We start from the raw sequence: 12,168 nt of genomic DNA, 5'->3' as shown, positions 1-12,168 counted from the left end.
CCTCGTCAGCCCGAGGGCCCACTCGTTGATGGAGGAACTACCCCCGCGGGTGCGGGGACGACATCAGCGAGGTCGGCAGCGGCGGCACGCTCACCGAACTACCCCCGCGGGTGCGGGGACGACCTGGGGCCAGCGCGATGGCAGCCATGATGAGCGAACTACCCCCGCGGGTGCGGGGACGACCTCGGCCTCCGCCTGGGCCTTGATGCGTAGGGCGAACTACCCCCGCGGGTGCGGGGACGACACCAAGGCGGCCGAGGAGGACGGCGACCGTGACGAACTACCCCCGCGGGTGCGGGGACGACGTTCAGGCCCTTCAGCCGCAAAACGGCAGCCAGGAACTACCCCCGCGGGTGCGGGGACGACACTTGCTGGCCTTGGCTGTTGTCACGTGATCATGCGGTTTTCATTCACTTGCTTCGCGGTTTTCCAGGGCTGTTCGGCGTTTCCTCTGGGCCTGGACATGAGGGTGAGGCCGTCGAAGTCGGTGGGGGTCCAGCGATCCTGGCCGACGGTGCGGACAGTCCAGCCCTGTTCGGTTCGGGCGGGTTCGATCATGACTGCCTGACCGTCTCGGATGCGGTCGGTCAGAACTTTCCACAGCCCGTCGCGGATACGCGGGTTTGGGCTGCCGACGAAGACTCCTGGGGCGACTTCGACGAACCAGCGGGTTAGGTGGCCTCGGAGACCGGGTGGGGCTGCGATGAGGATAACGACCGTGGTCGCGGCGCTCATGGGGCTGTGTCCCGGTTCGGGTCGTCCGGGATGACGTCCAGGTGGCTTTCAGGGCTGAAGAAGTCCGACCCCCAGTTTCGGCCGCCGCTGACAACGCCCTCCTTGTCGTCCCACAGTGCTCCCAGGTCTTCCTCCAGCAGGGTGGTGCCTTCCGGGACGAGCAGGTTCTTGATGTCTGCGACCACGCGGGACAGCAGCTTGTCCTGGACGATCGCGTCGCGAAGAGCCGTTCGGGCATCGCGCTCCGAGGTCAGTCCCTTGGCGGCAAGGTCGAAGGCCAGTGGGATGGTGAACTCGGCCTTGTAGAGGTCGGCGATGTCCAGGACGAATGACAATGCAGAGCCCGTGTGAACGAAGCCGAGGGCCGGGCTGGCTCCGATGCCGGTTATGACGGCGTGGCAGATGCCGTAGAGGGCTGAGTTCGCCGCGGACAGCAGCCGGTTGACGTCGTCGCCTGCTGCGAAGGCGTCGCCGGGTTTGTAGTCCCGTTTGGTCCAGGGCACGCCGGTGCGTTCGGAGTGCTGGGCGTAAAGTCGACGCACGCGTGTGCCCTCCCGCCCGCGTAGCTGCTGGAGGGTGAGGTCCGAGGTGTCTTCACCAGGGAAACGCATGTCGTACATGCGGCGGGCGACCGCGACGCGTTCCTTGGGGCGGGTGACCAGCCATGCCTGGCGCAGTTGGAGCTGGGAGCCGCGTGCGATGCCGTGGCCTGAGGCGTAGAGGCGGACGCCGTGTTCGCCGACCCAGCATAGGGAGGTGCCGGAGTCGGCGAGGAGGGTGACGGCTCCGTGGGTGATGCGGCTTCCCGGGCCGATGAGGAGGACGGCCAGCCACGCCGCCGGCACGTGTACGACTCGTGCTTTGTTGACCAGGACGATGGCGTTGTCGTCTCGGTCGATGTGGCAGCGCTCGACGTACAGGCTGGAGACGCGGTCCTCCAGCCGGTGTACTTCCTGCGGACCGGCTCGCCACCATGGCTCAGGCATGCGCCACCGCCGCCTTCGCTCGCACCGGGGCCAGGGTGAGCAGCCCTTGACCGTAGCCCTTGGCCGGCCCGATGCCCTGTAGCAGTGCCGCGCGCAGCGCCTCGGGGTCGGTAACCCGGAGGCGCCCTTCGAACGTGGCCGTTGAGAGGGTGACCCGCGGGCCGTCACGGTGCTTGTTGAAGCGCAGGATGTCGCGGCTGACGATCGACACGGCAGGTCCTGCAGCGAACAGACCGTCCGCTTTGAGTCCTGGAGCCGGGGTGTCGGACGTGGCCTCGGGGATGGTGAAGCCGTGGCGATCGGCTCGGGCGAGGAGCCAGGCGAGTTGCTGGGCCGCAGTTCGATGGGCTACGCGCAAGCCACGCGGGCGGCGTTCGCCCGGGTTAAGTGGTTCTGCACGCGCTTTGAGGCGGGTGTTCTGCTGCTCGCTCTGCTTGGTGGGGCGCGGCACGCTCTGGACGGGGTTAGCAGTCAGGCGGAAGCCGAACTCCTTACCGAGTGCGATGCGTTCGAGGAGGGGTGTGTAGTCGGCGAGGAGGGGTTCGCCGCCGTCGGCTCCGGGCCAGCCGGCTTCGTCGACCAGGTGCTGCCAGGAGGGGCGGTTCTCAGTGAGGACGAGGATCTCGGTGCGATGGGGGGTGTTGTTCTCGATCCGCCACAAGACGCGCTCGGTGACGGGCTGCACGGCGAGACCGGCGAGGATCGCCGCGTGGAGGCGGTGGGGGCTGGACAGGAGGGAGACGGCTTTGCGACGGCGCGGGTTCAGGGCGATTTTCGACAGGTAGGGCATCGGGGCTCACCAGCCCAGGAGGGCGAACGGGTCGTGGCCGGTGCTGGCCGGAGGGGCTTCTTCGTCGGCGGGTTCTGCTGCTTGCCGGCCGGTGGGGACGGTGACCCACAGGTGCCGGACGGACCGGCGGCCGAAGAGGGTGCCGGTTTTCAGGTCGTAGGTGTCGGGAACGTCCACGGCGAGCTGATCGCCGGCTGGATCCTCGACTGTGGCCTCCAGTGTCACCTCCGTCCCTCGAACCTGGCAGCGGCGATGGGCGGACGCCTGCCACGGTACGGCCGCAAGTGCGTCCGGGAGTTCGGTGCTGTCCTGCAGTCCGAGGCTGACCGGTCCGGTGGGCGGGCAGGAGCGGCGACCGAGGGCGAGCGGAAATGCGGGGTGGCGTAGGGCGTGCTCTAGGTGTTCCAGGAGGGATGCGGGGCCGCACAGGGCTGCGACGAACACGGCGTCCTGAAGGTAGAACCGCTCGGTGACGCCGGTGTACTTTGGGGGGCTGGTCTTCGTCTGCGCGCCCTTCGCATTCACTTTGGCGGAGGGCAGTGGGATGCCGCGGTAGTCGCTGGCGGTGTGGTAGTCGCGCAGCAGGGAGCCCGGTTGGTCGACGCGTACACCGAGGCGAAGGTTGAGGAGATCGGTGATCGAGGCTTCTCGGGGGCGGCCCTCGGCGGCTGCGAGGAGGCCGAGGACACCGGACTTGGTCGGTTGGGGCCGAGTCTCGCGCCGGTTGTAGCGGGAGGGTCCGCCCCAGGACTGCAGGGGCGCGGCCAGGCGGAGGACGAGGACGGCGTGGTCGGTCATCGCACGTCGGCCTTCGTCTTCTCGGCGTCAGCGAGCCACTGTCCGACCAGCTCGCCGAGGGAATCGAGTAGCTGCGGGAAGGCAATGGACGGGCCGAACGCTTCCGTGAGCTTGTCTGCTTCGACGTTGTAGGCGGCCAGGATGTTCGACGGCCTGGCGCCCCAGGTGGTGGCGATGGACGTGAGCTCGTCGGCTAGGCGGACGGCTGACTCGTTCGCCAGGCCGGTGACGCCCACGACCGGCTCCTCGTAGGCGGAGACCAGGTTGACCGGCTGGTCGGTGCGGAGGGTGAGGAGTACGAGGTGGGGCAGGGTGCGGTGGGCGAAGGAGTTCTGGTGACCGGTGGGCATGGAGCGGGTGAAGGCGTCGACGAAGCGGACAGCCGTGTGGCGTGTGTCCTCGGCAGAGGTGAGATTGTCGCGCAGCTGGTGTACGCCGAGGACCGCGTAGCGGTAGAGGGTGGAGGAGTTGAACTCGACGGTGCCGATCATGCCGGCGCCGTGGTCGTCGGTGTTCTCGTCATCCACCGCGGTGTAATAGTCGAACTCGGTGCGCACGGCATGGGTGGACAGGGCGTGTGCGACTTGGACGGCGGCGTCCACATTAAGGGTCGGTAGGTCGGCGACCATGCGGCCGAAGAGCGCGACCTCCGCCGGGTGGCCGGTGGAGAGGGTGGCGACCACGGGGAGCTTGCCGACTTCGGCCTTGAGGTCCTTGTCGGGCAGAGCGGCAAGTTCTGCGGCGCGGCCGTTCAGCAGCTTGACGATGTCGTCGAGCTGGCGCTTGCCGAAGAACAGGAGGTAGGCGGACTGTTCCTCCTTCTTGGACGACTTGGTGATCCCCAGAGGCTCCAGCAGGGCGGCGGCCAGACGCTCGGCCTGGGCGATGTCGAGTCCCGTACCGCCATCGGTGACCGGCCTGGTGAGCCGCTCGGCGAGCAGGGCGGCGATCCGCTTGGTCCGGGTCGCGCGGTCGGCCGGTTCGACGGCCTCGGCGAATTCGACGCGGGTGGCGCGCTTCCACGCCTGGGAGGAAACCCGGGCACGGCGGGCGCCACCGAAAACGGCCTGCTTCGGAGTCCCGGAATCGTCCCTGTTGGCGTTGGACGGGGGCAGGCTCTGAAGGACGTGGACCTCAACGAACAGGGTGGGCTGGCTCACGAAAGTGGCTCCTCGGTGACATGAGGCGTCGCCGAACGGCGACACGGAGACGAAGGGGTGGATCACGCGGCGCCGGACGGGAGACTTTGTCCGGCGCTGGCGTCAGGAGTTCTTGGACGTGGGGTCGACGCGGAAGTCACGATCCCAGCGGCTACGGAAGCGGTTCTGGGCGTGCGTCCGCGGGTCGTCCCAGGTCCGCAGGGCGGTACGCAGCAGGTCGTAGTCGAGGCCGATCTCCGCGCGTGAGAGCAGGGTGACGAAGCCCCGCAGGTGCATCGCCAGCTCGACGCTGTCGATCGAGGTCAGGAGGGCACCGAACCGGCGTTCCAGCGCTTCGATGCCGATGCCGTTCTTCGTAAGCAGCAGGCGCGCAGCCGTGCCGGGGGTGTTGCCAGGGACGTGCATCGTGCGGCTTCGGCCCTGCTGGTGCCGCCCGAAGAGGTGGAGTGCCGTGTGCTCGGCGATCAAGTCGCGGGTGAGGGCGCCCTTGCCGCGCAGGTCAGAAGGCATGCGGGTCCGATAGTACGGCCACATCGCGGGCACGCTGCCGGCCTCACGGCCTGTACCGGACCTCAGTGCCGCGAGCTGCGCGCCGCTGTCCACGCCGTCCGGGAGGAATCCTGCCCAGTACGGGGCGGCACGGGTGGCGTCATCGGCCTCGGTGGCGGACGGCTCGGTGTACTGCAGCCCCCACGAGCGCAGGACCCGGTCCCGTTCCGGGCTCTCCCAGGCGGCGAAGTCGTACATCAGCCGGGTGTAGTCGAGGCCAATACCCGCCTGTCCCAGCAGGGGGACGAGCCGGTACAGGTGCTGGACGAGCTCATGGAGTTCCTGCGCTGTGGCGGCCGCGATCAGCCGCTGCTCCACGGCGCTCTCCGACAAGGCTCCGGAGCGGCGCAGTTCCCGGCATGCCCTGCCCAGGCCGGCCTTGGGGCGGTGGGCCGGTTCGGCGGATGCCTGTTGGTGGCGCCCGTAGAGGGTAAGGGCGGCGTGCTCGGCGATGTAGAGGTCGGGCAGGCGGTCCGTTTCCCGTGCGGCGTCTGTCAGCCGCACCCGGTGGGCGTCCCGGACGGCGGGGACGGTGCCCGGCTCGCCGCCGATGCCGTCGCGCAGGCCGCGCAGGCGACGCGTGACGTGCTCCGAGAAGCCGGGGCGGCCTTCCTGGGCGCGGGTCTGCCAGTCAGCGGCGGCTTCTTCCCAGAAGTAGGCCCGCAGGCCGGTACCCGTCCTACCGGTTACGGTGCTCATGCCGCCTCCCCGTTCTCCGGGCCGTTGGAGGGCAGTCGGGTCAGGCTCTCGGCGAGCTTCTTGTGGAAGATGGCCATGGCCTTGCCACTCCGGTACACGACCTCCTTGCCGCCCTGCTTCTCGGCCCGTCCCACGATCGCGCGCGGCGGCGCGGCAGCCAGGAGCGCTTCAGCCTCCCGCACGGCCGCCGCGCGTACGGACAGCTCCCAGGCGAGCTGGGCGCGCTCAAGCAGGTCGTCGTCCTCACCTACGGTACGCAGCCCGGTGAGCAGGCGGCGCATCGTACCGTCGAGGCTGTGCAGGAACCGGGAGGAGGGACGCTGACCTTTGTCACGTGGCAATGGGTCTCCGCCGGAGGCGCGTCGCAGGTCGTTGTTGAGGTTGTCCAGGGCGCGGCCGGCCTGGTCCGCCTGGGTGACACATTCCAGGATCGCGGTGCGCAGCCACTCGTCCTCGGCGAGCAGGGAGGCCACCGGGAGGGGCAGGCTGTCGCCGATGGCGTTCTCGACGACGGCGGACTGATTGCCGTATTCGAGACCGCAGATCTCCACACCAAGCTGGTACTTGCCAGGTAGGGCATCTTCGGCGCTTAGACCACCGACCTGCCGCAGGAGCGCGGAGGTGTATGGTCCTTCTCCCTCCACGGGCAGCGCGAGGGCGAGAAGTGTGCCGAGTCCTTCCCAAGCCGAGCGCCCGGAGGCATGGCGACGGGGGCGCTGCTGGGGCTTGCCCGCCTTCGGCTTCGTGGTGTGGGACCAAGCGGTGTGCGGGTCCAAGGCCGAAGTCTGGGTGAGACGGTCGCCTGCGCAAACGATCACGCGACGCACACGGAGACCCCGGTCCGTCTCACACGGGATCAGCCGGATGCGGCGAGCCTGGAAGGTGAGCAGGTCCAGCAGCTCCCCCGCCGGGCGTGACGACCACTCGGGGCCGGCTGGCGACTTCCAGCCGAGCGAGGCCGGGCGCTCGTCCCACGCCCACTGGGGCCGGTCCACCGGGTCCAAGCCGTCCGCCCGGATCGGCGTGTTCAGCATCAGCGTCTCGAACAGGTTCTGGCCCACCGGAATGGTCACACCGAGCTGGCCAAGGGGCCCCGTCGGATTGCCGGTCGTGATGCCGTTCTTTGCCTGCGGATCACCCACGGCTCCGGTCTTGATGGAAGCCGTGTCCCAGCAGTGTGCGTGAAGCAGCCATAGCAGCGCCTGATCGGGCGCCAACATCAAGTCGTCGCCTTCGGTGAGTGAGCTGAACAGCGGCACGTTGTTACCGGAGGCGATCGACGGCACAAGCTGCGCGGCCGATTTCGTCTCTCCCGTGAGGGCTTCCAGACCCGCAACCTGTGCAAACGGTCGCTGGTCGTCGAAGAGCCTGAAGCGGTCGCCGTACCGGGCCCCAAGGTACTCGGCCAGCTGCGTCACCTCGGTGTCCGAGAACCGGCCACGCCTGAACCGCTCCGCCCACTCCTGCCGCGTACGCGGTACGCCGATGGCGTCCAGCACCACCGGCAACAGTAGCTGCCGCAGCAACGCGGCCAGCATCGTGGGCACCGGGAGCTCCAGCCGCCGGACCGTATGTGCGCCCATCAACACGCCGCATAAGCCGGTCGTGCGAACTGCTCCGTCAACGTCGACTGTGATCAGCCAGTCGCCGCGGACGAGATCTCCGTCAGCTTCCATGGTGATGCCCCTCCATCAATCACGTGCCATCTACGAAGCCGCGGATGTGCCATCAACTCACCCTTTACGAAGGGTATTTGAGGGTCGTCCGATCAGCGCAACACTGGCACACAACGCTTACTGCTTACAACCACTTCCGGCGCATCCGGACGGCCTGCGCGCCCCCTCCGTCCGCTCGGGCGGCGGACCTGTACCCTGACGCAACGGCGCATGGAGCCGGCCCTCCCCGAGTACCGGGGGTGTTCCCGCTTAGTGCTTCACGTCGTCCCCGCAGCGCGGGGGGCCGGGATTCCGGGATCGGCTCCACGCACCGTTCACCCTCGCTCGACAACCAATCCCAGAACGTCGTCGTACGAGATCTGGTCCTCGCCCAGAACGGCGGTCCCGCCCTCGTCCAGCACGAGCGCCCGCGCGTACCTGAGCCATGGATGACCGACCCACCCCGGCAACGGAACGAGTCCCGTCTCCTTTGCCTCCGCAGCCTCCGTCAGCCGCCCAGGCAACCGCACCGTGCCGCCCAGAAGCCGGCCGACCACTGTCTCGTCGTCCACTTCACCGTGCACACCGATCCACGTCCCGTCGATCGCCCGGTATCCGCCAGCCGAGCGACGGACGATCACGGCCTCCACCGACCGCTGACCATCCCGAACCACGGCATCGAGGTCCTCCTCAGATGCCGCCCGGCTGCCGGCGTAGTGGAGCCCCTCCAAGGTCGGTGACCCCCATTCGCGGGGTCGCGTCAGCAGGAAGCTCTCCGCGTTGTTCTCCCGCTGCTGTTCCTTCGACCGCCACTCCTCATGGGCTGCTGACTCCTCCCATTCCGGCGGGCACACCTCCGCCTCTCCGTACGCCCTGGCTACCAAGCGCGGCACATCTGACGGGATGCTCCACCCGGCCCTCTGCGACGCTTCCCCGTCCAGCGGTCCCGCAGCTTCGGCGACCAGGGCGGCGGCCCTCAGCAGGGCCCACTCCCCATAGATCTTTTTGGACGCGGGTAGGAAGCGCGGCCGCCCCCTATCGCCGAGGGCCACTCCTGTCACGAGAACGCGCGGTTCAGTCAGCGCAGACGGCCTCCGGGTCCCGCTGTGCCGGTGGAGCCGGCCGATGCGCTGCAGCAGCAGGTCGACGGGAGCAAGGTCTGTGATCAGTAGATCCACATCGACATCGAACGATTGCTCGGCAAGCTGCGTGGCGATCACCACCATCCGGTAAGGCCGTGTGTCGCCGGCCTCTGGTCCCAGTAGCCGCAGGCACTCCTCGGTCCGTTCGGCCCGGTGCGCCGAGCACAGCCTTCCGTGGAGTAGCCGCACCTGCCCCTCGAAGCCGGACTTCGTCAGAGCACGGTGAACGGCCTGGGCCCGGTCGACCTGGTTCACCACCACCAGCGCCACGCCACCATCGGCCACCTCGTTCCTCACGACGGCGGCGAGCAGCTCGCCGTCTTGGGCGATGTCGGGCAGCCACTCGATCCGTGTCGGCATGGATGCACGCCAAGAAGGCACCGCTTCACGTGAACTCGTCGCCACCGACTTTCCCTTGAGGGCGTAGGCCACGGTGACACAGGGATATCCGGCTGGCTCCGGCACCGGACAGCCCGCATCCGCGGTGCTCAGGGCACCCGACAGATATGCATCGACGAATGCCTGCCGCTGCGCCGGCGGGAGTGTCGCCGACAGCAGCACTACTGGGACCTTGGCCTGCCCGAGCCAGCGCAGGGCCTCCAGGAGGAACTGCCGCATGTAGACGTCCGCGGCATGTACCTCGTCCACGACCACGACCTTGCCGAGGAGACCGGCGAACCGCAGCATCACGTGGCGCGTGCGGGTCGCCGCATGCAGTAGGTGATCCACGGTGCCGACGGCAAACGCCGTCAGCAGGCCACGCTTGTTTCCCAGGAACCACCGGGCCGGACCGTCACGCTCCTCCTGCGGGCGGCGGCTTCCTTCGGATGTCCACAAGGGCATTCCGTACTCGGCGTCCTCCTCGGTCGCCCCGTACGCATCGAACGGATCCATGGCCGACAACTCGTCATCTCCGCCGGTTTCCCCATCCGCGCTCGCCCCCTTGCGGTCCCAGATCTCCCGCCAGGTCGGATTGAAGCGGCGTTTGCCGTGCAGCAGCGCGACCTGTGCCTCCAGTTCCGGGTCGAAGGACCGCACCCACTCCAGTACCTGCGTGTACATCGGGTCGCTCGTCGCTTGCGTCGGCATAGCCACGAAGACGCCGTCCAGTCCGAACCTGGCCGCCAACACCTCGGCCGCCGCCAGCGCGGCCTTCGTCTTACCCTCCCCCATCGGAGCCTCGGCCACCATCAGCCCCGGCACCGGCATCGACCACGCCCGCTCCACAAGCTCCTGCTGTGAGGCCCTCGGAGTCACCATCAACCGACCGGTCAGCGGAGAAAGCCGATCTTCGGGAATCGCGAGCTCATTCCACCCACCTCGTAGACCCAGCCGCTGCCACGCTGCCTCGGCCCGCTGACGAGCCCCCGCGAGAGACACATTCCGCGCATCCGCGAGCCCCTCGAACTGCTCGCTGTCACTGGCGATCCAGTCCGCCATGACGATGAGCCCGGACAGCGCCAATTGTTCCGCCTTGTTCAGAGCGCCCACGGGTCGCGCGTCAGCCAGGTCCTCAAATCCGACGGCCCGGGTGAACACGTCCACGACCGCCCTCTGCGCCTGCTCCCACGCCGCACCGCGCCCCTGCACCTCCCGATGCCCGGGCTTCAGCCCTTGGACGGAGGGAAACACCCCGTGATGGCCAGCCACCAGCGGCCACACCCAAGCCGCGCTCTCGACGCACCCCCACTCCGCGACCAGCCTCGGCCGCAGCAACGCTGCCCCTGCCACATCATGCCGCCATCGCTGCCGCCGATCCGCCGGCAATCGCCCCCACGCCAGACCGGCTGCCTTGACCGGGGCGGCCTCCGCTTCATCCAGCGCCTGAAAGGCGGGACACGCCTTCCCACAATCATGAATCCCGCAGATCCACATGAACCAAAGACGCCCGCGGCCGCCGCTGATCCCTTCCAACCGTCCACGCAACGCGGGCGACAGGTACCGGTCCCACATCACCTCGGCCACGGCGGCGGTATCCAGGAGATGCCCGAGCAGCAAGTGCGTCCGCCCCCCGTTCCGCGCTGCGGACTTCCCCCATAACCGCGACACCCTGGCAACGGCCTCCTCCGACAGCCCCATCGCCCGCATCAGGTCGACAATCGACCGCATGTGCTCCACCAGCGCAGCCCTCTCCATAGAGTGGATCCGCACCCTAAACCCAGCCACTGACATCGACCCTGGATCGCATGCCTCAACCGTCGACACTGCCAAACAAAATCCGACCCCACTGCTAACATCAGCGCAGGTCAAGAAGGGTCGTCCCCGCACCCGCGGGGGTAGTTCAGACGTTGTCGGACGTTTCCGGGTTGCCGAGGCCGTCGTCCCCGCACCCGCGGGGGTAGTTCGGTCTCCAGCAGATCCTCGGCGTTGGGGCCTAGGTCGTCCCCGCACCCGCGGGGGTAGTTCAAGGCCCGCTCCAGGATGCTGGTGTCGGGTGTCGTCGTCCCCGCACCCGCGGGGGTAGTTCCTCGATCAGGACAGGGACCTGATGCTCGCGATCGTCGTCCCCGCACCCGCGGGGGTAGTTCGGCGCGTTGCTGAGCTGGGCGTGGGCACCTTCGGTCGTCCCCGCACCCGCGGGGGTAGTTCATCGAGCGGCCCGTACAGCATGCCGCCGTCCAGGTCGTCCCCGCACCCGCGGGGGTAGTTCGCCAGCCACGGCCCCCTTGACCGGCCTTCCCCAGTCGTCCCCGCACCCGCGGGGGTAGTTCTCCGGCCTCCATCGCACCTCGCAGTCGTCCCCGCACCCGCGGGGGTAGTTCCCGCTCTTGCCCGACGCCGCGGACGACGTCCTCGTCGTCCCCGCACCCGCGGGGGTAGTTCCATCCGCCCCGACGAGTGGCTGATCATCCACGCGTCGTCCCCGCACCCGCGGGGGTAGTTCCGCGCGTGACGTGGAGTTGGCGTCGGACCAGTGGTCGTCCCCGCACCCGCGGGGGTAGTTCCATCACCGTCCCGATCGAGGCGGCCGGGATCATGTCGTCCCCGCACCCGCGGGGGTAGTTCGGCGAGTTCGCACCGAAGGGAAAGCTGGACTCCGTCGTCCCCGCACCCGCGGGGGTAGTTCGCGCCTCGCGCAGTACATCAGCGACGGGTGGAGGTCGTCCCCGCACCCGCGGGGGTAGTTCGGCCGGCGCCGAAGGCCGCGCCTCGATGTGGATGTCGTCCCCGCACCCGCGGGGGTAGTTCCGCCGAGCACCCCACCTCCAAGCCCGTCGACCTGTCGTCCCCGCACCCGCGGGGGTAGTTCCTGCGCGTGGCCCCTCAAAAGGGGGGTGCTGTTGTCGTCCCCGCACCCGCGGGGGTAGTTCGCCCCCACTACACCCCACCAACAAACCCACCCCGTCGTCCCCGCACCCGCGGGGGTAGTTCCACCTCGGGGGGTGCGGGGCTCGCCGTGGTGGAGTCGTCCCCGCACCCGCGGGGGTAGTTCCGATGTGGTGGACAGCTCCGCGGGCCCGGGCCCGTCGTCCCCGCACCCGCACCCGCACTCGCGGGGGTAGTTCTCTGTAGCGGGCTTCGGTCACCTGATACAAGGCGTCGTCCCCGCACCCGCGGGGGTAGTTCCCTGGGCGGCTGGTCGGACGTGGGGGACGTGGAGTCGTCCCCGCACCCGCGGGGGTAGTTCCGTAACGGGGATGCTGCTCGCCGCCC

General features: G+C 68.8%; 8 protein-coding genes and 2 CRISPR repeat arrays (2 of these 10 running past the window's edge). All 8 genes read right to left on the bottom strand.

Translation table 11 applies throughout. The features are described 5' to 3' along the window. A CRISPR array of direct repeats spans nt 1–366; the repeat unit is 28 nt; unit sequence GAACTACCCCCGCGGGTGCGGGGACGAC; it reaches 1,675 nt to the left of the window's first position. Nucleotides 367–387: 21 nt separating this feature from the next. After that, the gene (gene cas2e, locus ABEB09_RS32965) at nt 388–735 is read right to left on the bottom strand and encodes a type I-E CRISPR-associated endoribonuclease Cas2e (RefSeq protein ID WP_345693583.1); all 348 of its coding nucleotides are present in this window, start codon (nt 733–735) and stop codon (nt 388–390) included. Next, nucleotides 732–1,721: a type I-E CRISPR-associated endonuclease Cas1e gene (gene cas1e / locus ABEB09_RS32960; protein WP_345693582.1), complete on the bottom strand. Its 990-nt coding sequence runs from the start codon at nt 1,719–1,721 to the stop codon at nt 732–734. The genes cas2e and cas1e overlap by 4 nt, the downstream gene beginning before the upstream one ends. After that, complete coding sequence (gene cas6e, locus ABEB09_RS32955; protein ID WP_345693581.1) at nt 1,714–2,511, bottom strand: type I-E CRISPR-associated protein Cas6/Cse3/CasE; 798 nt, start codon at nt 2,509–2,511, stop codon at nt 1,714–1,716. The genes cas1e and cas6e overlap by 8 nt, the downstream gene beginning before the upstream one ends. Nucleotides 2,512–2,517: 6 nt before the next feature. Beyond that, nucleotides 2,518–3,309 carry a type I-E CRISPR-associated protein Cas5/CasD gene (gene cas5e / locus ABEB09_RS32950; protein WP_345693580.1) on the bottom strand — a complete coding sequence of 264 codons (792 nt, stop codon included), beginning with the start codon at nt 3,307–3,309 and terminating at the stop codon, nt 2,518–2,520. Continuing rightward, nucleotides 3,306–4,469 (bottom strand): type I-E CRISPR-associated protein Cas7/Cse4/CasC, encoded by a 1,164-nt coding sequence (cas7e, locus tag ABEB09_RS32945; protein WP_345693579.1) that lies wholly within the window; start codon nt 4,467–4,469, stop codon nt 3,306–3,308. The genes cas5e and cas7e overlap by 4 nt, the downstream gene beginning before the upstream one ends. Before the next feature lie 102 nt (nt 4,470–4,571). Then, complete coding sequence (gene casB, locus ABEB09_RS32940; RefSeq protein WP_345693578.1) at nt 4,572–5,717, bottom strand: type I-E CRISPR-associated protein Cse2/CasB; 1,146 nt, start codon at nt 5,715–5,717, stop codon at nt 4,572–4,574. Beyond that, nucleotides 5,714–7,393, bottom strand: coding sequence for a type I-E CRISPR-associated protein Cse1/CasA (gene casA, locus ABEB09_RS32935; RefSeq protein WP_345693577.1), 1,680 nt, complete (start codon nt 7,391–7,393; stop codon nt 5,714–5,716). Before casA ends, casB begins: the two co-directional genes overlap by 4 nt. 314 nt (nt 7,394–7,707) lie before the next feature. Further along, nucleotides 7,708–10,623, bottom strand: coding sequence for a CRISPR-associated helicase Cas3' (gene cas3, locus ABEB09_RS32930; protein WP_345693576.1), 2,916 nt, complete (start codon nt 10,621–10,623; stop codon nt 7,708–7,710). Between the two features lie 146 nt (nt 10,624–10,769). Next, a CRISPR array of direct repeats spans nt 10,770–12,168; the repeat unit is 28 nt; unit sequence GTCGTCCCCGCACCCGCGGGGGTAGTTC; it runs 280 nt beyond the window's last position.

This window comes from Streptomyces coeruleoprunus (assembly GCF_039542925.1).
In the GTDB taxonomy this organism is placed as follows: Bacteria; Actinomycetota; Actinomycetes; order Streptomycetales; family Streptomycetaceae; genus Streptomyces; species Streptomyces coeruleoprunus.
This window is presented reverse-complemented; position numbering and strand designations above follow the sequence as displayed.